This window comes from Enterobacter sp. MGH 4 (genome assembly GCF_000534735.1).
In the GTDB taxonomy this organism is placed as follows: Bacteria; Pseudomonadota; Gammaproteobacteria; order Enterobacterales; family Enterobacteriaceae; genus Enterobacter; species Enterobacter intestinihominis.
This window is the reverse complement of record NZ_KI973289.1, coordinates 925,117-948,612: the sequence shown is the minus strand read 5'-3', so window position 1 is coordinate 948,612 and position 23,496 is coordinate 925,117. Positions and strand designations below refer to the sequence as shown.

The 23,496-nt window shown below is 53.4% G+C and carries 18 protein-coding genes; 2 read left to right on the top strand and 16 right to left on the bottom strand.

The window, feature by feature from the left end; all coding sequences use genetic code 11:
• Positions 1 to 90: 90 nt before the first annotated feature.
• From L350_RS17880 to L350_RS17950, 15 genes are all read right to left on the bottom strand, one after another.
• Entirely contained in the window at positions 91 to 828 is a 738-nt protein-coding gene (locus L350_RS17880) for a hypothetical protein (RefSeq protein WP_032624157.1), read from the bottom strand.
• Between the two features lie 51 nt (positions 829 to 879).
• Positions 880 to 1,785, bottom strand: coding sequence for a DUF4123 domain-containing protein (locus L350_RS17885; protein WP_032624156.1), 906 nt, complete (start codon positions 1,783 to 1,785; stop codon positions 880 to 882).
• Between the two features lie 444 nt (positions 1,786 to 2,229).
• Complete coding sequence (locus L350_RS17890; RefSeq protein ID WP_032624155.1) at positions 2,230 to 2,958, bottom strand: putative type VI secretion system effector; 729 nt, start codon at positions 2,956 to 2,958, stop codon at positions 2,230 to 2,232.
• A 293-nt stretch (positions 2,959 to 3,251) separates the two neighbouring features.
• Entirely contained in the window at positions 3,252 to 4,211 is a 960-nt protein-coding gene (locus L350_RS17895; protein ID WP_022648276.1) for a putative type VI secretion system effector, read from the bottom strand.
• Positions 4,208 to 6,976 carry a T6SS effector BTH_I2691 family protein gene (locus L350_RS17900; RefSeq protein WP_032624153.1) on the bottom strand — a complete coding sequence of 923 codons (2,769 nt, stop codon included), beginning with the start codon at positions 6,974 to 6,976 and terminating at the stop codon, positions 4,208 to 4,210. Before L350_RS17900 ends, L350_RS17895 begins: the two co-directional genes overlap by 4 nt.
• Positions 6,977 to 7,022: 46 nt before the next feature.
• Complete coding sequence (locus L350_RS17905; RefSeq protein ID WP_022648278.1) at positions 7,023 to 7,289, bottom strand: PAAR domain-containing protein; 267 nt, start codon at positions 7,287 to 7,289, stop codon at positions 7,023 to 7,025.
• Positions 7,290 to 7,304: 15 nt separating this feature from the next.
• The gene (locus L350_RS17910; RefSeq protein ID WP_032624152.1) at positions 7,305 to 9,677 is read right to left on the bottom strand and encodes a type VI secretion system Vgr family protein; all 2,373 of its coding nucleotides are present in this window, start codon (positions 9,675 to 9,677) and stop codon (positions 7,305 to 7,307) included.
• Entirely contained in the window at positions 9,674 to 12,319 is a 2,646-nt protein-coding gene (tssH, locus tag L350_RS17915; protein WP_032624151.1) for a type VI secretion system ATPase TssH, read from the bottom strand. Before tssH ends, L350_RS17910 begins: the two co-directional genes overlap by 4 nt.
• Before the next feature lie 172 nt (positions 12,320 to 12,491).
• A complete protein-coding gene (hcp, locus tag L350_RS17920; RefSeq protein ID WP_009653685.1) occupies positions 12,492 to 12,983 on the bottom strand; it encodes a type VI secretion system effector Hcp in 492 nt (163 codons plus the stop codon).
• A gap of 5 nt (positions 12,984 to 12,988) precedes the next feature.
• Positions 12,989 to 14,695, bottom strand: a complete 1,707-nt coding sequence (locus tag L350_RS17925) for an OmpA family protein (RefSeq protein ID WP_032624150.1) — start codon at positions 14,693 to 14,695, stop codon at positions 12,989 to 12,991.
• Complete coding sequence (gene tssL, locus L350_RS17930; RefSeq protein WP_032624148.1) at positions 14,692 to 15,381, bottom strand: type VI secretion system protein TssL, short form; 690 nt, start codon at positions 15,379 to 15,381, stop codon at positions 14,692 to 14,694. The genes L350_RS17925 and tssL overlap by 4 nt, the downstream gene beginning before the upstream one ends.
• Positions 15,378 to 16,718, bottom strand: a complete 1,341-nt coding sequence (gene tssK, locus L350_RS17935) for a type VI secretion system baseplate subunit TssK (protein WP_022648283.1) — start codon at positions 16,716 to 16,718, stop codon at positions 15,378 to 15,380. The genes tssL and tssK overlap by 4 nt, the downstream gene beginning before the upstream one ends.
• A gap of 15 nt (positions 16,719 to 16,733) precedes the next feature.
• Positions 16,734 to 18,275, bottom strand: a complete 1,542-nt coding sequence (gene tssC, locus L350_RS17940; RefSeq protein ID WP_080686350.1) for a type VI secretion system contractile sheath large subunit — start codon at positions 18,273 to 18,275, stop codon at positions 16,734 to 16,736.
• A gap of 34 nt (positions 18,276 to 18,309) precedes the next feature.
• Positions 18,310 to 18,801, bottom strand: coding sequence for a type VI secretion system contractile sheath small subunit (tssB, locus tag L350_RS17945; protein ID WP_032624147.1), 492 nt, complete (start codon positions 18,799 to 18,801; stop codon positions 18,310 to 18,312).
• A 612-nt stretch (positions 18,802 to 19,413) separates the two neighbouring features.
• The gene (locus L350_RS17950) at positions 19,414 to 21,030 is read right to left on the bottom strand and encodes a peptide ABC transporter substrate-binding protein (RefSeq protein WP_032624146.1); all 1,617 of its coding nucleotides are present in this window, start codon (positions 21,028 to 21,030) and stop codon (positions 19,414 to 19,416) included.
• A gap of 183 nt (positions 21,031 to 21,213) precedes the next feature.
• On the opposite strand from L350_RS17950, the gene mpaA reads away from it, so the two are divergent.
• Positions 21,214 to 21,927 (top strand): murein tripeptide amidase MpaA, encoded by a 714-nt coding sequence (mpaA, locus tag L350_RS17955; protein ID WP_032624145.1) that lies wholly within the window; start codon positions 21,214 to 21,216, stop codon positions 21,925 to 21,927.
• Here the strand turns inward: mpaA and ycjG are convergent.
• The gene (ycjG, locus tag L350_RS17960) at positions 21,918 to 22,883 is read right to left on the bottom strand and encodes an L-Ala-D/L-Glu epimerase (protein WP_032624144.1); all 966 of its coding nucleotides are present in this window, start codon (positions 22,881 to 22,883) and stop codon (positions 21,918 to 21,920) included. The two genes, mpaA and ycjG, sit on opposite strands and share 10 nt — an antisense overlap.
• 106 nt (positions 22,884 to 22,989) lie before the next feature.
• Between ycjG and tpx the strand changes: the two genes are divergently transcribed.
• The gene (tpx, locus tag L350_RS17965) at positions 22,990 to 23,496 is read left to right on the top strand and encodes a thiol peroxidase (RefSeq protein WP_032624143.1); all 507 of its coding nucleotides are present in this window, start codon (positions 22,990 to 22,992) and stop codon (positions 23,494 to 23,496) included.

The following is a 23,496-nucleotide window of genomic DNA, read 5'->3' as shown; positions in this document are numbered from 1 at the left end:
ACCATTGGTCGCAAAGCCACACCATTATTGTTTTTTTCAGGGAGTTGTTCTCGATGAGTCACCAGCAATATTGAAGCGAACTCTGTTGAGTCAGGGGGGGTATTTTACAAAAGTTTCAATGTTTGCAGATATTATTATTGACACCCGATTTTTTGAGATGTTGGATAATGTATCAAATCCCTGTCCTAATGCTCTACTCCAACAGTAATAATTACGCAAGCAATTTTCATCAAACCCGATCGCAGCCCAACACTCTTGAAATATTGAGAAAGTAATATAATTACTATCATAGGTAAATATAACATCAAATATACATGATTCACTCAACCGTAACAGCCTTGTTCTGACAGACGACAACAGTTCGTAAATCAGTTGTTCTTCAGTATATAAATCATCGTTATGGCCCCGTAGTTTCAATCGCTGGTTATTATATATTTCAACCGAATGAGACATTGCTATATCGGTTTGCGATATTGCAGAAGGGAGAAATAGTTTATAAGCGGAAACATAAAACTTTTTACTTGCCCATTCAGTCCAGTCTTTCCTGACCAATGCTGCTTCGCGCTCTCTTGCTTCGAATGCCGACAAACACAAACCATGGTAATAGATTCTAACGGAAATTATGACAGAAAAAGCTAGGGGCACCGAAAAAAACAACAGGGTAAGCAATTTCAAAAGCTCATCATCTTCAGCAGGCAAAATAATTTTAGCCCCAACCCAACTAACCACCACAATCAACAAAATACTTATGAAAGAAAAAAACCATTTACTCCATTTAATTCCAGGAATCTTATCGACTGGAGGGATTATTTGCACAGGCCAATTCATATCATTCTCCATCATTGTTAACAGCACATTTTCTTTAAGAGAAAAAACTTCTTAACATGCCATACTGTCAATTATGGATTTAATATCTGAGTATGACTGAAGGTCTTTACTGCGATTACTAAATAAGATCTTCTTAAATACCTCATCCTGATAAAATAGCCGCTGCGCGCTCAACACATCAAGCCCAAAATCAATAACATCCTTATCGGATGTTGAGAAAGTTGAATAATAATAATCCAGCGCAGGATGCAATAATCCCATAACATCACGCTCACTAAATTTATGCGGCATTCTCATTTTCCGATATGCTCGCAAAATATAATTAACAACTAAAATTCGGCCCATTTCTAATGCATTTTGCTCTGTTAATCCAAGTGAGTAGTTTAATTTTTTTTTGCATTTACCATCACCATTCACCACCTGAGCTATTCCGCCTCCATCAATATAAGACCATGTATTAATATTGCTTAATAGCTGTTGTTTTTGCCATTTATCTAGCGTATACATTAACAAACCAAATACTGATGGGTCGTAATAGCGAAGTAATATATTACCAACTGATTGAATCGACTGTACGGCGGACAAAGCGACCTGTTCAGCAAGCTGCTCCCCAGTTAAATCCGTCGAAATCCACGCACAGACGCTGCGCCCTTCCCCGGACTCAAGTTTTTCTATTTTCAACTCATTCAATGAATGGTAAATACTATTCTTAAACAATTGACCATCTCTCTCGCTGGAGGCACTAAGAGGGAAAAGGTAAAGTGGTAAAGCCCCCTGAAGTTCTTCCTGGCGGAATGTAACAGGATAAGATTTATATTCTCTAAGAATACCGGGCAAAAAAAGTTCTGAATGATTCTGTTCTAAAGATGCATCTATCAGCAGAAAACATTTCCCATTTTTCCCAAAAGCAGCATTGGTAATTTCTTCATGTATATCGTTAAAAAATTTATCATCCATAATCAACCCTGCCAGAATAATATTAGAAACACATTTCAATTAATTTGTATTTATGATTTTCATAAAACATCATTATCTTATTCATATTTAGCCGCTCCCCCTCTCAGTAGCGATAACAATTTTCTCCTGAATAGGTAAATTTCAAACTTGGGCATGCTGGCTTACCTTGTTTCCTGTCGGGGGTAACCAAAATAACACTGTCTTTTTCTGTCTAGTAGTAAAACCAGCCTTCATCTGAATAAATGAATTTCCCACTGGGACAGGCAGGTTTACTTTTATCACCCGGCTCATACCACTTCCCATTATCTTTTAGTTGTTGCTCACGTTTTTTTGTTATTTTATTGAGATTGATTGTTGCAACTCTTCTCATCCCCAGCAACTGAAATATCTCCTCCGCCAGTTTGCAGCGTGTTGGAGCACAGGCTTTATAAGCAAAGAATGCAATTAATCCTGAAAGACCCCCTCCCCCAACAATGCTATAACATACAACCAAAAGTATGTGGTGATAAATGACTCAAGGCCCTTCCAGGTATCTTCAATCACTTCACTCAGAACTCCCGCAAAAAGCACCGAGAAGAAAAAAATCCCCGTGAGAATAAACATGTTTTTAATCCGCCACAGCATATGCGCAATATGCCCCATATCACATTTCAGACATACAGACACTATCCGCTCTTCCGGTAACGCAATGGCATAGACTTCATAATGATCATGCTGCCACTCAACAATCATGTCCACATTATCGCCAGTCTGAAGTCGGGTGATGCCCACCCAGCCGCGAAATGGTCTGCCATTAATATCTCCCTGCACATATTCCGCCGAATCATTTGATGATTCGCTCTCAGCCATAATGGCAGCCCCGACGCCAGGACTCCCTGCGACTATCGCGGCGGCGGCGGCAGCTCCGCGCTGGCCATCTGATATCTCCGGCAACGTGCTGGTCCGGTAGGCATCTGCATCAAAATACTCCCGAAAATAATCGCTACGGAAAGACTGCAGTTTCCCTGATATTTTATCCAGAGGACCATAAGGCGGCAATACCGGCGGCGGCGGAAGCTCACGTGTCCACGGCCTGCCGTTCATCACCTCAATCTCTCGCTTTGTACGCAGGTCTGCTAATTTTTCTGGCTTAACAAAACGGGAACATATCTGATATTGCTCTTCTGAATTCATGAAATATCCTTTATCGCCCCTTCTAGGGCTTTATTCTGGTCTGCCACACTGCGGTTGAACGGTGCTGTTCCAGATACGCATTTCCTGCACCATATCTGAAGCTCGTCGTCCGATATCCAGGTCACAACCACCTGTAACAAAGTTATCGCCACCATCACTGCCCAGGCCAGCAAAATCGCCAGAGATCTGACTCCAAAATATATTTCCACCGTTTATTTTTCAGCAATTAATTCCACACCAGAAGCATTCCACGACTAATAACACTAGCGAAAGTAGCTTGTTTCACTGCCGATTTAGTAGTAAAACCAGCCTTCATCTGAATAAATGAATCTCCCGCTGGGACAGGCAGGTTTGCTTTTATCACCCGGCTCATACCACTTCCCATTATCTTTTAGTTGTTGCTCACGTTTTTTTGTTATTTTATTGAGATTGATTGTTGCAACACGCCTCATCCGCAGCAACTGAAATATCTCCTCCGCCAGTTTGCAGCGTGTTGGCGCACAGGCTTTATATGCAAAGAATGCAATCAACCCCGAAATTACAGAGGACACCACAAAAGCCATTACCAGGAAAAGATAAAACCTCTCAAATAAAGAGACACCATTTGGATTTCCTTTTGAGATAGAGATAAATACACATACAGAAACAAAAGCCACCATCAATATGGTGATTAGAATGAACATATTTTTAATGCGCCACAGCATATGCGCAATATGCCCCATATCACATTTCGGACATACTGACACTATCCGCTCTTCCGGTAACGCAATGGCATAGACCTCATAATGGTCATGCTGCCACTCAACAATCATGTCCACATCATCGCCAGTCTGAAGCCGGGTGACACCCACCCAGCCGCGAAACGGCTGGCCATTAATCATCCCCTGCACATATTCCGCCGAATCATTCGAAGACTCGCTTTCAGCCATCATTACAGCCCCGACACCCGGGCTCCCTGCAACTATCGCTGCAGCGGCGGCAGCTCCGCGCTGGCCATCTGATATCTCCGGCAACGTGCTGGTCCGGTAGGCAACTGCATCAAAATACTCCCGAAAATATTCGCTACGGAAAGACTGCAGTTTCCCTGATATTTTCTCCAGAGGACCATAAGGCGGCAATACCGGCGGCGGCGGAAGCTCACGTGTCCACGGCCTGCCGTTCATCATCTCAATCTCTCGCTTTGTACGCAGGTCTGCTAATTTTTCTGGCTCAACAAAACGGGAGCATATCTGATGCTGCTCTTTTGAATTCATGAAATATCCTTTATCGCCCCTTCCAAGGCTTTATTCTGGTCTGCCACACTGCGGTTGAACGGTGCTGTTCCAAATACACATTTCCTGCACCATATCTGAAGCTCATCGTCCGATATCCAGGTCACAACCACCTGTAACAAAGTTATCGCTACCATCACTTCCCAGGTCATCAGTACTGCAAGTATTCGGATCCCTAAAATTTCCCAAGCCAAAAAACCTGTAATTTTCCCAGCTACTTTTTTAACTATCGGTTGACTAAACTGTTCCAGCAGAAGACCGACTGATTTTGTGACTGCCAGGACATCAACTGTTGTTTTAATAAGCAATACAGAGGAAAGTAAAAAACGATTGCTTTGCAACTCTTCGTAAGTACTTGCACCATCAGCAAACACCGAAATTAAAGACGCAGTTCCACCCGCTGCCGCCCCAACCCCCTTGACCCAGGCCACCGTAAGCTCACGCGCTTCCAGACCTTTTTCTATTGCCGGCAAAATAACCGACGTCCCCTGACTCACCATCGCCAGCCCGCTGGCCAGCAGGCTCGCCAGCGGCTTCTTCTCATCCCTTACCTGTCCGCACAGGTAGATAAAATCCATCGCATTCAGCACCAGCAACAGACTGTTTATTCCCGCCAGCCGATATTCGGCCTTGCCCTTTTCTGATGCAAAGTGCTCTTCCAGCCTGCTGCTCATTCTCTGTTTAATCTCGGCGACTTCATTCCCGCTCGCCATAAAACGTCCGCTGCGCCGTATACCTGCCAGCACCGTCTGACGTAACACCGGGGCATCTTTCAGATACGCATTCACTACCGAGTGAACTTTTTCTGAAGGTATTCCCGCCCTTATCATAAATATCAGCCTGAACGCCGTGGTCGCCAGCTTCTCGCCTGCCTTATCCACCCGCAGAATTCGGCTTACCCTGTCTCCCACCGTGACGATAAACGCATCCGTGTTGAAGAGCTGTACTTCCAGTTTGCTGGCATTTTCCCTCAGCCCCTTCACGACACTGTTCATCGATTTCTGGTAATACCCCTCCAGCTTTTTCATATTGCTGACCTGCTGCATCAGGGCTGCCGTCATGGCGGTCGCCGTCAGAGGCGTCACGTCCTCGTCCTTTTTCCCTTTCACCGTCGCCAGATACGGCTCCAGCTCACTGATTAGCTGCGGGTTATTGGCCGCCACATGCCGCCACAGCAGATTCCCGCGATTTTTAGTGCTGTACTCATTCCACCAGCCGTCTATCTTTGCCGCCCCTGCCGGACAGCTGTTGATCCCGTGCATGGACATCCCCACCGCTGACTGGTAGAACAGCCCTGCCCGCTGTGCCTCGCAGTGGAAATCATCCAGCGTTGCCAGCAGTACCGGTGCACTGAGCCAGTTCACCACGCTGACGATACGCTTCTGGAAGATAGCATTAACCGAATCAACCAGGCTCGTGTAGCAGGTATCAAAGTTCGCCTGTCGGGTTGCGTTGAGCTTTTTCTGATAGGGAGCCCAGCTCCGGGCCCGGACTCCACTGAAATCCTGCGAGGGTTCAGGCAGATTTAACGCCAGTTCCTTATCGACCTGAGCCTGTATCGCGGCAACCCGTCGCTGGTGAGCAGCCAGCGGTTCGGGTGGACTCATCAGCACACTCTCCGGGTATGATGCCGTCACGTTCTGCGCATGCCAATTTCTCACTAACCTGTCATCAGCCCTGATTTGTGCCAGCACATCAGGCTTACCCTGATACCTTTTCTCAAGCGCCTGCAGACGCGAATCCAGATATTCGTCTGTCAGCATGGGACCATCAGTTCTTCGTCTCCGCATCGCGTCCTCCAGAGATTCGGCATTGCTTTCCAGCAGCGTTCTGACTGCATCGAGGTTTGTTTTGGTGGCGAACTCAAGCTCACGCTCCTGCAGGAACTGCGCCTGGCGCCCCAGCACATCCTGGCTCCAGCCGTTAAGCTCATGAACAATCCCCACCGGATCCCAGAGTGGAAGCAGCAACGGCGTCATCCCCTCACTTCGGTTTTCCATGGCCGTGACCGTCGCGGCTGCCATGCCACTGCGGTTTTTTGCCCACGGATACAGACTGGACTGCAGTTTCACCACATCATTATTGACCCGCCAGGGATCATCCACTGTCGGATCCCAGAGTGACGATGCACGGCTGATGTTTACCACTTTCGCCTCATCCGGACCAGGCAGAAGACCAGAAACAGAAGGCACCTGATAGTCCAGTACCTGATTCAGGCTTACCCCGTTAACGTCGGTCCCTGTTTTTGTGCGCTGAGCTCCCGCCACCGAAGGCATCACTTTCTGCATTCTCTCACTGCGCTCTTCTGGCCTGATGCGATACCGATCGAGCGTTTCCTGCTCCCACGGATACTGACTGAACGCAAACCACACATTGCCGCACTTATCCGGGGATTCAATGCTCATGAACTCGACGTTTTGCGCGATATGCTCGCCCGTTTCGCACAGCGCTTTATCCACCGGTACAGGATTAGACGCCACCTGTTGCAGCCACAGTGAGCCGTCTGGCGCAACGCTGTAGCACTGCCAGTAATTGATGCCATGTTTTCCTTTTTCATAAAAAACGTAAAGGTAGCCCTGGCGAAGCGCGCGGAGTATGTACTTTTCATTACTGGCGAGCGTTACCCCTGTGATGTGCGGATCATTCGCCCATCCCGGTAAACTGGCATTAATATTTTCTGGCACAAAAGCATAGCGCACGGGCAGTACTGTCAGGCCTTTCGTTGTGCATAACCCCTGGCATGCCATATTCACATCCTTTTTTTAATTAAGCCTGTAAATAAAAAATTCTTATTTAGCCAGTGAAAAAATTAGAGCCTGCGATCACTTTATGGCCGGGACATAGACAAAGCACACGGTCCTGATCCTGTACCAGAAGTATGCCATTACTGACGATACCAATTGCAGTGGCCAGGATGGGAAATGTTCCCTTACAGACAGTACAGATGGCTTTGTCATTATTTTGTGCCACCTGTTTTCCATCACTAAAATAATTCGCAGTTGCAGAAATTATTTTCCCATTACTCGTCCTGTCACCTAAAACGGCTAATTTTGTAGTCATCTTTTTCCTCAAGTATTAGCTAAGCATCACCACAGCCCCTTGCTGTTGGGCTGCAGAAATTACCCCAGGTTTGCAGCCAGAAGGTAGCGAAAGCGTTGAATTTAACGTCGCCGCAGACTGCTGTTGAACCGCAATACATTTCAACGTGACGTTTTTGCCAGTACCAACTTCAACCCCCGCATCACTTAACCGTATAAATGTCCCCCCACAAACCAAAAGGATTTCTTTTTTGGCTGATATGACAACGCTGTTGTCTGAACTGGCGACCGAAAGCTTTTCTTTAGCAAATAAATTCAGCGCGTCCGACTGTGCCTGAATATCTACTTTGCCCTCCGAGGCATACATTTTTATTCCCAGTTTGTGTGCAAATAAGCTCAGAATATCGCCCACCGCCAGAGTTAATTTTTTGGCAATGCTAATGTCTGCATGTTGACCAGCAGTAACAATTAGATTTTCCCCCGCCGAAACTTGTACGCTCGCGGGGGTGACCTGCGCAATTCCTGAAGGGGCAGACAGAAGTAATGCTTGCTGCTTAAGATCGCTAAGCGTCTGATTCATTAATGTTGTTTGTTTCTCAAGATCGGCTAATTCCGCCTGGGCTGCTTGAGCAGCGTGACGTAATCCAGAAGTCACCTCTCTGGCAGCGTCAAGTTCTTTGAGCGCAGCTTGCATTTCACGCTGCAGTCCTTGCGCTTTCGCCTGCCCGTCCGCCGAGATGAATAGTCCTTTCTGCGCCCGGATGGCACCCCAGCTGTCGGTTCTGAGTTCAAAACCCTCCCCCCGCTGTTGTTTTTCGCTGTCGACCAGATGGCCGAGGTTCAGTTGGCTCTTGCCGCCGTACTCTGTGCTGACCTTGATATGCTCTTTTCCGCGTTCATCATCCAGGCGAATTTTGTTGTTCGCCGGGGTCCGCAGGACGTTGCGTTTGTAGTTCCGGATGGTAACGTGGTCGCCGTGCGCCGAGTCGTGCAGCACACCGGCAATGTACGGCCGGTCCGGGTTGCCGTCCTCAAAACCAATCGCCACCTCGGTGCCTGCCAGCAGCGGCAGGTGCAGGCCGTAGGTGTCCCCCGCATACGGGCGGGACTGACGGACCCACAGGCTCTCGAACCCCGTCTCCCAGTTCTCACGGTCAAACAGCATATTGACGCGGTAGCGACCGTCCTTGTCGATATGCCCGTAGGTGTCATTTTCGGTGGTGCTGGTGACGCGGGCCGGTAAGGTGCCGGCCATCAACGGGCGGCGGCCTGGCGCCGGGCGGAAGCAAAAGTCCGCACTGTCCGGGATACCGTCAAACCTGATGCAAAAGTCTGCATCACGCCGGGCATGGCTGTGCATCGCCGTGACCACCACGCCCTGGGTAAACACCTCCGCCACTTCGTACCCGCCGGTGACTTTCAGCCGCATACCCGGTGAAAGGGCCGGGCAGCTGGTGAAAGCAACGGTCTGCGTCTGGCCATTCAGGTAGCGCTCATGACGGATGCGGGCGTAAAACGCCCCGGACTCCGCTGCCGGGTTGCGGTCATACGCGCTGCCCGGCGTCAGGTAGTTATCCGCCCAGTGGTAGGCATCACCGTACGTGGTGGTATCCCCGCCGGTCGCGTCAACCCGGTTGTTCATGTCCTCCGTGGCCTGACGGTAGTTGTAATCGCGGGTGCTGACCTCCTTCTGGACCACCTTATGACGGCTCTCCATATCCCACACCGCGTCCACACCCTGCGAGTGCTGCCCTGACGGCGGTACCGACGGCAGCGTCAGGCCTTTCTCATACCCCTGCTGGCTGTCGTAAAACTCCACCACGTCAATGTTGAGGCGCGTGTCGGTGGTGAAGCGGAACCAGATACCGACCTCACCCAGCAGGCGGGTAATAAAGTGCAGGTCGTCCTCAGCGTACTGCATCACCTGCTCACGGCGTGGATACTCTTTACTCAGTGAGAACAGGAAGTCCTGGCCGCGCATGCCGTGACGTTCGCGCAGGATTTTTTCCACGATTTGCGGAACCGACATGTCCTGGTAAATCGCGTTCTGGTGCGAGCGGTCGAGCAGCGCCAGACGCGGCTCAAGCGTCAGGGCGTAGCGGGTTTCATCTTTTGACGTGCTGAGGCGTTCAAAACCGGTCACCACGCCCTGAATCACCCGCACCGGCTGCTGTATTTTGATACCGTAACCCTGGTCTACCGGGGCCTGTAGCGTCAGTGAACCGGGCTTCATCAGCATCATCTCTTTGCTGATGGCATGGTCCGCGCTGGTGAATTCAGTACGGTAGCTGAACGGCGTGCTCAGGGCTTCATCGCCCTCAAATGCCAGCACATCAAGCCCTGCATCGCAGCCCTTCACCGAAAGCAGGTGATGGCTGTGGCTGAATCGTAAGGGAAGATTACTGCTCATGCATGCTCACCTTCTGTCCGGTCAAACTCGAGCACTATGCCCTCTTCCTCATCCCAGCCAAGCGTCAGGGTATGCGGCTTATGCCCCGCAGCCATCTGGCTCAGCAGCTGCTGGCTCAGGACCGGCAAAATCTGCTGGTTCAGCAGGCTGTCAACATTGCGAGCCCCGGTGTCCGGCAGCAGGCAGGCATCGGTCAGCGCGTCGTACAGGCTTTCGCTGATATGGGTAGTTATTCCGTAGTGACGGTTGAGGCGTTTGCTCACCTGATTCAGCTTCATCCCCACAATGGTACGCATCGCTGCCTGTGCCAGCGGACGGTAAATCATCGTCTGGAAGCGCGCCAGCAGCGCGGGCTGGAAGTGGTCCCGCAGGACAGGACGCAGCAGTTCATGCAGGTCCGGCTCTGTCGCCTCCGGTTGTTCCTCCAGCATCTGCATGATGAGGTCGCTGCCGAGGTTCGAGGTCATCAGAATCACCGTGTTACGGAAGTCAATTTCCCGCCCCTCGCCGTCGCGCATGAAGCCCCGGTCAAACACCTGGTAGAACAGGTTCATCACGTCCCGGTGTGCCTTTTCCACTTCATCCAGCAACACCACGCTGTACGGACGCTTACGGACGGCTTCGGTCAGAATGCCGCCCTGACCGTAACCCACGTAGCCCGGCGGTGAGCCCTTGAGCTGCGAGACGGTGTGTGGCTCCTGGTATTCCGAGAGGTTGATAGTAATAAGGGACTTCTCGCCGCCGAACAGTTCATCGGCCAGCGCCAGGGCGGTTTCGGTCTTGCCGGTGCCGCTCGGGCCCACAAGCAGGAACACGCCCTGCGGGCCGTTCTCCGGTGCCAGACCAGTTTTGCTGGCGCGCAGGCGCTGCGCAATGGCATTCAGCGCACTGTCCTGACCGACAACGCGTTTCGCCAGACTGTGCTCAAGACTCAGCAGTTCCGTCTGCTCGTCCTTCATCAGGGAAGAGAGCGGTACGCCGGTCCAGTCGGCGATAACGGTGGCGACGGTACGCGCGTCCACATCCAGCCCCAGCAGCGGGGTATTCTGCTGCACGGCAGTAAGCTGCATCTGAAGGTCCGCAATTTCCCCCTGACGCGAGATATCCGTGCGGCAGGCAAGCAGTTCTTCCGTGAGTTTCAGCTCCTGGCCGTACCGGGTTTCCCGTTCGTCGAGCTGCAAAATGATGCCGACTTCTTCCTCTCCGATGGCGGCCAGACGTTCGCCATGGGCGGTATTGCCCACCGCGATATCCTCCAGCAGCGCCTGCTTCTCCATGGCAAGTGCCGTGAGCTGCGCCTTCATCCTGGTCAGTGGCTCCGGCACCGTATCGAGGCTCATGCGGACACGGGCCGAAGCGGTGTCCAGCAGGTCAACCGCCTTGTCCGGCAGCTGGCGTCCGGTCAGATAGCGTCTGGAGAGCGTGACGGCCGCCCTGACCGCCTCATCGGTAATATGCACACCGTGGTGCTGCGCGTAACGTGGCTTGAGTCCCCGCAGCATCAGGCACGCGGTGTCGTCGTCCGGCTCGTCAACTTTAACCATCTGGAAACGACGCTCCAGCGCGGCGTCGCGCTCAAAGTACTGTTTGTACTCGCTCCAGGTGGTGGCGGCGATGGTTCTGAGCTCACCGCGGGCGAGCGCCGGTTTCAGCAGGTTGGCCGCATCGGCGCCGCCCGCCTGGTTGCCGGCGCCGATAATGGTGTGCGCCTCGTCAATGAAGAGCAGAACCGGTAGGGGTGACTGCTGCACCGCGTCGATGATGTTTTTCAGGCGCTGTTCAAACTCACCCTTCACGCCTGCACCCGCCTGTAACAGGCCGAGGTCAAGGGTGCGCACGGAGACCGGCTTCAGCGCGTCCGGCACATTCCCTTCGGCGATGCGCAGCGCCAGTCCTTCAACCAGGGCGGTCTTGCCGACTCCCAGTTCGCCGACCAGAATCGGGTTGTTCTTGCGGCGCCGGGAAAGAATGTCCACCATCTGGCGGATTTCATTGTCGCGGCCATAGACCGGGTCGATTCTGCCCTCACGGGCGCGGGCGGTGACGTCGAGGGTGAACCTGTCCAGCGCATTCTGCCACGCCGGGTTCAGCTCTCCTTTTATATCCGCATTCACCGGACGGCCGACAAACTCCACCTCATCGCCCTGCGTAAGCTCCGCTTCCTGCTGCACCTCCGGGCGTTCATCCGACTGCGCATCCAGAAGCCCCCGCAGGCGCTCAAGCTGGCTCTGCGCCAGCGTCAGCAGCGGCCACAGGCCGTCGCAGCGCACCAGTTTCGGTTTGTCCACCAGGGCCATCAGGAGGTGAATGCTGCGGATGTGCTCTTCCCCCGACAGCGAGGCGTGCAGCCAGGCCTCCTGCATCAGAGCCCGGACACTGTCCGACAGCTGCGGACGGCTGCGCACCGAACGTGGCAGGCTGTCCAGAAAACCCAGCACATCCTGCCATATCGTATCCATATCCCATTCGTAGCGCCGCGCCAGCACCGTCAGGTCGCCCTCACCCTGCTCCAGCAGCTTCAGCAACCAGTGCTCGGGCAGGATTTCCGCATGGGCGCGGGTCTGGCACAGGGACGCGGCCCCTTCCATCGCGCGGGCACAGTAAGGGTTAAGACGGCGTAACAGGATGGCGGGATTTTCCATGAGACTCTCTCTTTATCAGTTCCGGACACGCTACCGCCCGTCGCTGTTCCCTGTTATTCAGGAATCCAAAGCGCATCAGGTCGGGCAGGCAGATTGTGTTTTTCTTTGCACAGCGTCCGTGCATACAGACGCTGTGCAAAAAACTGCGGACAGGGCCCTGTCCGCATGCGACTTACGCGGTGGCGCGTTCGTTCCAGGAATCGGAATGAATGATGTTGCCGTCCTTGTAGGTCCAGGTGATTTTTTCGTAGCGCAGTTCAATCTGCTCGAGGTGGTTGTGCTTCTCGAACGCCGGATCTTTGATGTCGTGCATCTTCGGATTCACTTTCACCAGCTTCACGTTCTCAAGCTTCGTGTTGAAGTACTCCACTTCCTGGCCCGCGTCGTTGATTCTGTACCACTTAAATTCCGCAGATTTCAGGGTCTGGCCGGTGGTCACCGCCTTGTACAGGTACGGGCTGGAGGAGTCGATTTCCTTGGTGAACAGGAACGGGGTGTGGATACGGGTACCGGTCAGCTTGCCGGTGTTATTGTCGGTCGGGATGTACAGGTTATGCTCCTGGGCCACCACCTCGATGCTGCCTTCACGATCCTGAACGTCCACAGACCCTTTGATGTCCGCGCCGCCGTCGTCCTTCAGCCACAGATAGACTGGTATTGCCATGTTAATTACTCCGTTAAGTTGTTATCAGCGCCATCATCCTGCGATGACGCGGGGGTGTTGCCCGGCAGCTGGCAGGCGTTCGCCTGCGGCACCAGACTGATTTCGACACGGCGGTTCAGCGCCCGGCCTTCCGCCGTGTCGTTGGTGGCGACAGGTCGGCTTTCACCGTAGCCCTGCACCGCAAAACAGCTCTCCGGCACGTCGCCGGTGTCCCGCATCCAGTCGCGCACCGACTCCGCACGCTTCAGGGACAGCACCTGGTTGGACTGGTCATCCCCGGTGCTGTCGGTATGGCCCGCGACCACAATCAGCCAGCCGGGCTTCGCCTTGATCCCCACCAGTGAGTTCACCAGCAGCTTTGTTGAGGCGGGTTTAAGCGCCCACTTTCCGGTATCGAACAGCGACATGCTGTCGAGGCGGATGATTTTCGGCGCGACCTTTTCCACAGGCTTTGGTGGAGGAGGTGGTGGCACATATGAGCGGATCGCTTCCAGCACCGGTATTCGCAGACGTTCCCCCCGATAAAGCCCCAGCCCCAGCCGGGCCGGTACACCATTGCGTGCATGCTCATCCAGCAGCGCCGCATCCTCGCGCAGCACCTGTACGGCGCTGGCTTTAGGACCGTAATCATCCATGGCGATGCTGTTGTAACGGACAATATCGAAGCTAACGCGTTGCAGCAGTTGGCGGTTGTTCCAGCTACTGCTGAGCAGTGCAGCAATGGTCGCCAGCGTGAAGATTCCGAGCGCACCGCGCGAGGTTCGTCCATGCGGTGTCAGGCCTCGTCCTTCTGGCAGTAAAGGGAGGACAAAATTCGGGAACAGGGAAATAACCGTACTGTCCGTTCCCGCCGGCTGCCAGCCAGACACCTGCTGCATCGCAGTATGGCGGGACAACCACGCTGTCCAGACAGAGGTGGCCATGCTTCCGGCCAGGATCGGGCCCAATCCCCACAGAACCGCAACAGGTTCAATGACAGGAATATCGGGGTTTTCATCCATAAGGACAGCGTGGACGTGCTGTTGGAACCAGCTCATCAGGCTGTTCATAAGCACCTGTTGATGCATCGCAGGCGTTCCGCCAGTATTAACCCATTCAGCAACTGAGCCAGGCGCTGAAGTCCCACTCCAGACCTTTACCCCTTCCCCCAGGATCGCCGTCTGCCAGAGCATGTCATTCATCATCGCACTGCCGACCTGTCCATTCAGAACCAGTGGCACAGAATGGCCGGTTGCTTTACGCAACCGACTAATCTGCCAGCGCAGGGCAAGCAAACGACTGGTAAGGCGTTCACTGTCAGGGTGCTGCTGCGGACAAACACTGACCATCACTGACAGCTGACGTCCCCAGTCGGGGCGCAACCACAGTACCTGACGGGCGGCCTGCTCCAGTTCCAGATGATCCTCCACACGGATCCAGCAGCCCTGCGTGACAGTAAGTACCGGTGACTGATGCGGCCAGGCAAGCGGCAGATCGCCACAGACCAGTACCACGGGCTGGCAATAACTGGTTTCAGGCAGGTCCTCCAGACACAGGGTGAAATCGTGCTGCACGCGACGGCAGGCGACAGCCCAGAACGCCATGATTAGCCCCAGTACCGCCAGCAGGACGAGAACGGAAACCAGCCGGGATGCTGGCAGAAACCACAGGCAGACCACTGCACTCAGCAGGGCAGCCCAGAGCGCAAGCCCGCGCTGTTGTGCAGGGCTCATTTCACGGCTCCCGGCAGCAGGGTAAGCAGTGTCTGATCCAGCCAGCAATCCAGTCCCCACCATAATGCGGTGACCACCACCACACTCAGGCCAATGCGCATGGGCCATGAAGCAAGCCAACCCCCTATCCCCCGTCCGGCATGGCTTTCCGCCAGAACGGGATGGGGTTGTGAATAGCTGAACGGCGCAACATGTTCATTAAGTGCATTCATGAGTTTCTGCCGCTCAGGATCGTTCAGGGAGCGGAAGTTGCCGAGGAATCCGAGCATCATGACCCGCTGGAAGCAGGTCACGACAGCGTGGTCAGGAGCCGGTTCACGCAGCACATCGCGCATCCGATCGCACAGCGTGTCACCGGCGTCCATGGTGCCAAGGAAGTGCCCCTGCAGGGGAATGTCATACCACTGCACGCAGGCATCATCCTCCACACCGCGACTCTTAACCGCCTCATCCAGCAGCGCACATTGTGCGGTGAGAATATGCCGGCAGCTGGCTTCATCAAGTTCGCCCGCTTTCAGCTCACGCTGCACACGTTCGACATTAGCAATGCAACGCTCCCACAGCGTGCGCCCTTCTCCATCCTGAAATTTCGGACCGTGACGCAGGCTGATCACCTGCAGCCAGGTATCCTGCAGCAGGGCATCAATATCAATGGCCGCGGCAGCGCCGCGTTTACGCTCACTCATGTTCTCAGCACCGCAAAGAGTTCAAGTTCAGGCTCGCCGAGCATGCCCGGAACGTAAAACATGCAGGTGCCGCCCTGGAGCATTTCAGTGGCCTGAGGATGAGAGACATCAAGACTGAAATACTGATTTTCCAGACGTAACGGAATGGCTGCCGGCACATGGCGCAGCGGGGTCAGCGGCACGCCCACCCGCGATGAATTGACGATACTTCTGACATGATCGGGGCTGCCAACCTTGCACTGGCGCGGGAACTGCTCCTGCAGCTGAGCCACCGGCACCATTGAACGAACGGAGAGGTAGTAATCCGCCCCTTCACGCAGACGCGGATCATGCAGACGGGCCTGCCAGAAGTGCAGCCGGGCATCGTGCTCAAGCTCAATCGCCACCACCCGCGATGGCAGACTGGCTTCCAGAAGGTCCCCCAGTAAATCAAACAGCGGCGGAAATACGTTATTCAGTTGCTCGTGCTGCCAGACCGGGATCGCACTCACCTGGTGCTCCAGCGAGAAGGTCAGCAGGCTGCCCGCCAGGCGGGCCAGCTCCGGATACAGGCGTTCAGGCGGACTTTGCGGATGGCGCTGAAACTGCCCCAGCACGGGCTCAGCGCTGTTGAGGGCATTCAGCAACCAGAACAGCGACACGTCGGCCACGGCAAAGTCTGCCATGCGCTCATTACTTTCCCGTCGCATGGCCATCAGTCGGCTCAGGCGTACACGTAGCTGGATCATCAGCTGTTCGAGCTGGGTTAACAGCCAGCGGCTGCCCTCGATGGCCAGGAGCGGGGGGAGAAACGTCTCATCAGGCTGCCATGCCCCCTGCAGATCCTGCTGCAGGCGGGCAACCGGACAGGTCAGGTAATCGCTGTTGTTCTGATGTGCAAACCGCAGCGTCAGCTCAGGACGCATTACCGCAATCTGGCGGGTATCGTCCCCGAAGGTATTGCGGATATCCTGCCAACGCTGGCGATAGCGAACAGGACGCCCGGCTACCTCATCGGGCTTAAGACAGTTGCCACCATTCGCGCGCAACAGCGGAAGCGCGAGCATCACTACCACCTCATTTGATTCACTCTCCAGCGCGAGAACCGGTGGCAGATCGTCAGCATTATCCGTGTCGATAAGCGTCCCGTCGGGGAAACGGATGTGCAGATGACGGGCCTGCAGGCGGCCCAGTTTCAGTGCATCCGGTTCGAAAGTGGCTTCAATCACTCCCCAGGGATGGGAGAGACCTAACCGGGCGATGCATTCCGCAGACCAGGCCGCATACGCGGCCTGTTGCTGGAAGTGCTGGGGAGAGACCATCTGGCCCCTGCCCCATAACGGTTGTTCCGTTTTCATGCTTCCTGCCTTACGTTACGCTTTCGCTTTCGGCATCTGGCTCACCAGAGACAGGTTCACATCCATGCCTTCCACCTGGAAGTGCGGCACCGCAAACAGCTTCACGCGGAAGAAGCCCGGGTTGTCTTCGATATCTTCCACCACCACCTTCGCGTCACGCAGCGGATGAGAAGCCTGCAACTCATCGCCCGGATCGGTCATTTCCGTCACCAGACTACGCACCCAGGTATTCAGCTCCAGCTCCAGCAGACGGCGGTCCTTGGTGGTGCCGATGTTCTCGCGCTGGATGAGCTTCAGATAGTGCGCAATACGCGACAGCAGGAAGATGTACGGCAGACGGGCATTGATGCGGCTGTTGGCCGTGGCATCTGCGGTGTCGTACAGCGCCGGTTTCTGCGCGGAGTTCGCCGAGAAGAAGCAGGCATAGTCGCGGTTTTTGTAATACGAGAGCGGAATAAAGCCGAGGTTGGCAAACTCAAACTCGCGGGTCTCCGGGATCATCACCTCAGACGGGATTTTCACCTGGTTGCCGGTACCCAAATCGTACAGATGAATAGGCAGATCTTTCACCGCCCCGCCCGCCTGCGGGCCACGGATCTGCACGCACCAGCCGTTATTGATGAAGCTCTTCACCATGTTTGACGCGAAGGAGAACGACGCGCTGGTCCACAGGTATTTCTCGTGATCCGGGCCTTTCACCTGCTCAACGTAGTTAAAGCTGCGCACCGGTACGGTGTCCGGGCCATACGGCAGACGCCCCAGCACGCGCGGCATCACGAGGCCGATGTAGCGGGCGTCGTCAGTATCGCGGAAGGATTTCCACTTGATGTATTCAGCGCGGTCGAAGTAGTTGCCGATATCCTTAATCGCAGCAACCTCTTCCATAGAGTCTTTCAGGAAGAATTTCGGGCCGACAGAGCCAATAAACGGCATGTGTGCGGCGGCAGACACTTTCGAGATGTTGCGCAGCAGCGCCACATCCTGCGGGCTGGCGTCAAATTCATAGGATGAAATCACGGAACCAATCGGCTCGCCGCCCGGGGTGTCGTATTCGGCGGTATAGGTGTGCCAGTAGAGGCCGCTCTGGATCAGTTCCGGTGCATCCTCAAAATCCTGGCGCAGGTCGTCCTTGGAGACGTCCAGCATCTCGGTTTTCACATTCTGGCGGTAGTCGGTGTTGTCCACCAGCTGCTTCAGGCCGCGCCACAGGGACTCCACCTTCTGGAACGCCTGGTGATGCATTACGGCATCCAGCTGACGGCTGATCTGGAAATCCAGTTCGGCGATATGGTGGTCAATCAGCGTTTTGTCGAGCTTCTCCACGGGCTGACCGGATTTGCGGATGCAGTCCATAAACACCTGCATCGCCGCCGTCAGGCGTTCACCCGCCGGCGCGTCAGAAAGCGCGGCATCATCCAGAAACGCATTGATATCACCCAGGCTGGAGGCCGGAGTCAGGTTGATTTTTTCAAACAGGGAGGCGTAAACGCCCTCTTTTTCCAGTACGATGGTCTGCCCCTGCGCGGAGGCGGTTTCACTATTCACAGACATCAGCATATTCCCGGTTAATCCATTAAATTACACATGCCGCTTATTTCGGGGCCAGTGCACTCATTTCGTCGCGTAATTCCTGAGACAGCGCCGGGTCCTTAAGAATTTCCTCGAGTTCTTTTCTGAAAGTGGCGTTATCAAGAAGATTGGATTTGAGGTCGCGTAATAAATTACGCATGGCCAGCATGGCGCGGAGCTGGGGGATCTGGCGGGCAACCTGTTCAGGTTCGAAATCCTTAATATCGGAGAAATTCAGTTTTATACTTTCCTCCGAACCATCGACAGCCATGGTGTTAGGCACCGTCAGATTAACCTCCGGGTTAAATTCCGAAAGTACGCTATTAAAGTTATTTTTGTTGACGTTGATTTTCTTCCTTTCGGACAATGGACGATTCTCTTTTCCATTACTGAAATCACCGACAGTGAGAAGTTTAAGCGGCAGTTCGACTTTCTTCTGCGCGCCGCCTGTATGCAGCGCCAGCTTTAAATTTATGCGTGCCTTGGGCACCTCATTCTGAAATGAATCGGCCATAGCAGTCCCTTTCTTTGCAAGAAATACGAGTTAAGTGAGTGACGGGTCTTTACAAAACCATATTAGAGCAAAAGCCCATTCATGATCAACTTTTCAGATCAAAGATCTGCATATGGATTTTTCTTAAGAATTTTCCACTAATCACTAGTATTTATAAATTCCAGATATAAGTGGCACGCAGAAAGTATTAACCATTTATTCACAATAGATTAGCAGGAACGTCTGCCTTGATAGAGAATATTGAATTCATTGCCACCTGTCGTTGAATAATTGATTTATATCAATGCTGATCTAAGCATCAGCTGCAAAATCGCAGAGACATATCATCTTATTCAATAAACCTCCTGAATATGGAAAAATCCTATATCGGACAAAAGTCAGGTTTTAAATAGCAGGAATTAAGCTATTACATGGAGGATGTATAAATGCTTGCACGCTTTTCAATAAACTGGAAAAGAGATGTCGCTCGAAGCATTCATCAAAAGAATAAATGATTTTTTATGAAAGGAATTTTGATAATAACTAGCCTGTAGGTACCATGAACCGTGTGTTCAGGCGCTTAAGCGATGTATAGCTATTTGCCAAAACCACTTAAGCGCCTTTCCTGTTTTTTTAATGCTTTACAATATACATTGTACGACTGTACGCAACATCCTCTGGGTTATTTATCGGATACCCTTTAACCCAGGGCTTAATGAGGCGGCCATTGGTGTATTGATAAATAGGGGCTATCGGCGCTTTCTCGGCGAGGATCTTCTCGGCCATGTTGTAGTCTGCATTACGCGCTTTTTCAGTGGTTTCGAGCGTCGCCTGATGAATAATCTTATCGTAAGCAGGGTCGTTGAACCGTGAGATGTTGCCGGTGTGAGAGGACGTCAGCAGCGACAGGAATGTCGACGGCTCATTGTAATCCCCTACCCACGACGCACGGATCACGTCGAAATTCCCGGTATTGCGGCTGTCGATGTAGGTCTTCCATTCCTGATTCTGCAACTTAACGTCAACACCCAGATTTTTCTTCCACATAGATGCGACGGCAATGGCGATTTTCTGGTGGTTTTCAGACGTGTTGTACAGCAGCGTTAATTTCAGCGGGCGCTGGGGACCATAGCCTGCCGCCTGTAATAACGTTTTCGCCTGAGCATTTAGCTCCTGCTGCGACATCTGCTCAAATGGCGAGATTTCCGGTGTAAAACCGGCAGTGACATCGGGAGTGAAATGCCAGGCCGGTTTCTCACCGGTTCCCAGGACTTTTTCCGCCATAATACGTCTGTCGATAGTCATGCTGAGCGCCAGACGTACGCGGGCATCCGCAGTTGGGCCTTTTTGTGTGTTAAACGCGTAGTAATAGGTCCCAAGCTGTGGCGGTGTATAAACCTGTCCCGGAATATCTTTAAGCAGCTTCTGGTACATGTTTTTCGGAAACGATTCTGTAATATCGATATCGCCCGCCAGGTAGCGTTTGGTCGCTGAGGACTCCTGGTTGATTGGCACAAAGGTGACTTTTTTAAGCACCGTGTTGGCGTTATCCCAGTAGTGAGTATTCGGCTCAACCACCAGTTTTTCATTCACCACGCGATCTTTCAGCACATACGCACCGTTGCCGATGAGCGCGCCAGGGCGCGTCCATTCTTTACCGCTTTCCACGTTTGCCTTTTGAACAGGATAGAACGCAAAGCTAGCCGTGAGGTTGCTGAACCATGGCAGCGGTTTATCCAGCTGCACGCGCAGCGTTTTAGCATCGACTGCCGTCACGCCGAGCGTTTCCGGTGCAGCTTTACCATCGATAATGGCCTGCGCATTATTAATACCCGCCAGCGCTGCAAACCAGGCGAAAGGTGACGTAGTTTTAGGATCAACCAGACGACGCCAGCTGTAGACAAAATCTTGTGCCGTCACCGGGGTACCGTCAGACCACTTCGCGTTATCCCGCAACGTAAACGTCCAGACACGGTTATCGTTGCTCTGCCAGCGCGTCGCCACGCCGGGAACCAGCTCCCCTTTTTCGTTCTGATTCACCAGCCCTTCATAAAGGTCGCGGATCACCTGTATCTCGGGTAAACCCACCGCTTTTGCCGGATCGAGCGAGGCGGGTTCATCTTTAATGTGTCGAACCAGCTCCTGCTTTTGCGCCAGCACCGTTCCCCTGGGAACCTCCGCGGCATATGAAAGTGAAGAAAACCCGCACAGCCACAGCGCAGTACAAAGAAGCGAAACAGGATGCTTCATACGATCCCCTTAATGATGTCAGGTAACAGGCAGATGCGTAATTATTTGTTTCGAAACGGAGAAATGCAAATGCTTCCTCAGGAAAGTTGATGTCAGGCAATTTTACACACAGACGGAAACTATTTGATTAAGCGCGGGTTTTGCACAACACTGCCAGAAGCGACTTCATCATCAGGGTTTATTATGGCAACCACCCGACCAAGAACGGAACGCGGCGCCTTCCCGCCCGGGACTGAACATTATGGCCGCTCATTTTTAGGCGCTCCACTGATCTGGTTTCCGGCTCCCGAGCCCGATCGCACTAGCGGCTTAATCATTGCGGGCACACATGGCGATGAAAACTCGTCCATCGTGACGCTTTCGTGCGCGCTACGTACGCTGGCCCCCGATTTACGACGACATCATGTGATTTTGACCGTCAACCCGGACGGATGCCAGCTTGGATTACGGGCGAATGCACGAGGCGTTGACCTTAACAGGAACTTTCCGGCAGCAAACTGGCGTGCCGGTGAAACGGTGTATCGCTGGAACAGTTCGGCGCAGGAACGAGATGTGGTCCTGCTTACGGGAGAAAAACCGGGTTCCGAGCCCGAAACCCAGGCGCTGTGTCAGCTTATTCATAAGATCCACCCGGCCTGGATTGTCTCTTTCCACGATCCCCTCGCCTGTATTGAAGATCCTCGTCATACAGCGCTCGGGCAGTGGCTGGCGGATGCGTTTGCTCTACCTCTGGTAACCAGCGTCGGGTATGAAACGCCCGGGTCGTTTGGCAGCTGGTGCGCGGACCTCAGTCTTCACTGTATCACTGCAGAGTTTCCGCCTATTTCCTCGGATGAAGCGAGTGAAAAATACCTCAGAGCGATGACAGATCTTCTGCGCTGGCAGCCTCAAAGATGAAGTACGCCGGAGGTAAAACTCAGGGCGGGTGAAACGTCAACCGCCAGCCAGGTTGGGCCATCCAGATCGGCAAAACGCACGCTGTTCACCAGCGGGAGTGCAGCACCGATCGCTCTGGACGTGCACAACATACAGCCCAGCATCAGGGAAAAGCCTTGCGCCTGCGCATCCTTTGCCAGTGACAGGGCCTCGGTTAACCCACCCGTTTTATCCAGCTTGATGTTCACCATCTCGTAGCGGCCCTTGAGGGCTGACAGGCTCTCACGGGTATGACAGCTTTCGTCTGCACAGACGGGAAGCGGATGAATAAAATTCGCCAGCGCGGCATCGTCTTCTGCCGGGAGAGGCTGCTCCAGCATGGCAACGCCCAGATCGGCAAGCAGCTGACAACGGGCTGCCAGCCCTTCGCTGTGCCATGATTCGTTCGCATCGACGATAAGGGTGGCATCAGGTACCGCCGCACGAATGGCGACCATGCGTTCGCTAATCAGACGATCGTCGAGCTTCAACTTTAATAAGGTTGCACCGGTGGCATACAACGCCTGAGCGCTGGCGGCCATTTGCTCTGGTTCACCAATGACCACCGTTTGCGCGGTGACGATCGATTGCGGCAGCGTAACGTCCAGCAGCGAAGGTAGCGGTTTTTGTTGTTTCGCCGCTTCCAGACTCCAGAGTGCGCAGTCAATCGCGTTACGTGCCGCGCCGGCCGGCAACCTCTGCTGAAGAGCCTCACGCGTCAGGCCCGCCTGCAACTCGGGCACCACCGTCATAATTTGCGCCATGACTGACGCCAGGCTTTCTCCGTAGCGAGGATAAGGGGTACATTCCCCGACGCCTTTTACGCCGTCCTCTTCACATTCAACCACGACCACGCAGGCCTCATTACGGCTGCCGCGCGAGATCACAAACGGGGTGTGCAATGGCCAGGCTTCTTCATAGACCTTAACGCTTCTCATCACTGACTCCTTGCAGGCCGGAAAGGCAGAAAATTGGTTTGCCGTGCTAACTGCGGATGACATACACTAGCCACGACGTTAACTATTTGTAAACAGGAAGATATCTATGTCACAACTCGTTCATTTCCAGGGCAACCCGGTTGCTGTTGCAGGTTCCATCCCACAGTCTGGCAGCAAAGCACAGCCTTTTACTCTGGTGGCTAAAGATCTGTCTGACGTCACGCTGAGCCAGTTTGCTGGCAAACGTAAAGTCCTGAACATTTTCCCAAGCATCGATACTGGCGTTTGTGCTGCATCAGTGCGTAAATTCAACCAGCTGGCGACCGAAATGGACAACACCGTAGTGCTGTGCATTTCTGCTGACCTGCCGTTTGCCCAGTCCCGCTTCTGCGGCGCTGAAGGCCTGAGCAACGTCATCACCCTTTCCACTCTGCGCAGCCCGGATTTCCTGGAAAAATACGGTGTTGCCATTTCCGAAGGCGCGCTGAAGGGTCTGGCTGCTCGTGCGGTGCTGGTGATCGACGAAAACGACAGCGTTGTTTTCAGTGAGCTGGTTAACGAAATCACTACCGAACCGGATTACACCGCTGCACTTGAGGCACTTAAAGCCTAA

Excerpts from the sequence above, each read along its gene's own strand:
- L350_RS17950 (WP_032624146.1), bottom strand. The coding sequence starts at position 21,030 with ATGAAGCATCCTGTTTCGCTTCTTTGTACTGCGCTGTGGCTGTGCGGG.
- L350_RS17880 (WP_032624157.1), bottom strand. The coding sequence starts at position 828 with ATGAATTGGCCTGTGCAAATAATCCCTCCAGTCGATAAGATTCCTGGA.
- L350_RS17905 (WP_022648278.1), bottom strand. The coding sequence starts at position 7,289 with ATGACTACAAAATTAGCCGTTTTAGGTGACAGGACGAGTAATGGGAAA.
- tssH (WP_032624151.1), bottom strand. The coding sequence starts at position 12,319 with ATGGAAAATCCCGCCATCCTGTTACGCCGTCTTAACCCTTACTGTGCC.
- L350_RS17885 (WP_032624156.1), bottom strand. The coding sequence starts at position 1,785 with ATGGATGATAAATTTTTTAACGATATACATGAAGAAATTACCAATGCT.
- tpx (WP_032624143.1), top strand. The coding sequence starts at position 22,990 with ATGTCACAACTCGTTCATTTCCAGGGCAACCCGGTTGCTGTTGCAGGT.
- tssL (WP_032624148.1), bottom strand. The coding sequence starts at position 15,381 with ATGAGTGAGCGTAAACGCGGCGCTGCCGCGGCCATTGATATTGATGCC.
- L350_RS17910 (WP_032624152.1), bottom strand. The coding sequence starts at position 9,677 with ATGAGCAGTAATCTTCCCTTACGATTCAGCCACAGCCATCACCTGCTT.
- L350_RS17890 (WP_032624155.1), bottom strand. The coding sequence starts at position 2,958 with ATGAATTCAGAAGAGCAATATCAGATATGTTCCCGTTTTGTTAAGCCA.
- L350_RS17895 (WP_022648276.1), bottom strand. The coding sequence starts at position 4,211 with ATGAATTCAAAAGAGCAGCATCAGATATGCTCCCGTTTTGTTGAGCCA.
- L350_RS17925 (WP_032624150.1), bottom strand. The coding sequence starts at position 14,695 with ATGAGCCCTGCACAACAGCGCGGGCTTGCGCTCTGGGCTGCCCTGCTG.
- mpaA (WP_032624145.1), top strand. The coding sequence starts at position 21,214 with ATGGCAACCACCCGACCAAGAACGGAACGCGGCGCCTTCCCGCCCGGG.
- hcp (WP_009653685.1), bottom strand. The coding sequence starts at position 12,983 with ATGGCAATACCAGTCTATCTGTGGCTGAAGGACGACGGCGGCGCGGAC.
- tssB (WP_032624147.1), bottom strand. The coding sequence starts at position 18,801 with ATGGCCGATTCATTTCAGAATGAGGTGCCCAAGGCACGCATAAATTTA.
- tssC (WP_080686350.1), bottom strand. The coding sequence starts at position 18,275 with ATGCTGATGTCTGTGAATAGTGAAACCGCCTCCGCGCAGGGGCAGACC.
- tssK (WP_022648283.1), bottom strand. The coding sequence starts at position 16,718 with ATGAAAACGGAACAACCGTTATGGGGCAGGGGCCAGATGGTCTCTCCC.
- ycjG (WP_032624144.1), bottom strand. The coding sequence starts at position 22,883 with ATGAGAAGCGTTAAGGTCTATGAAGAAGCCTGGCCATTGCACACCCCG.
- L350_RS17900 (WP_032624153.1), bottom strand. The coding sequence starts at position 6,976 with ATGGCATGCCAGGGGTTATGCACAACGAAAGGCCTGACAGTACTGCCC.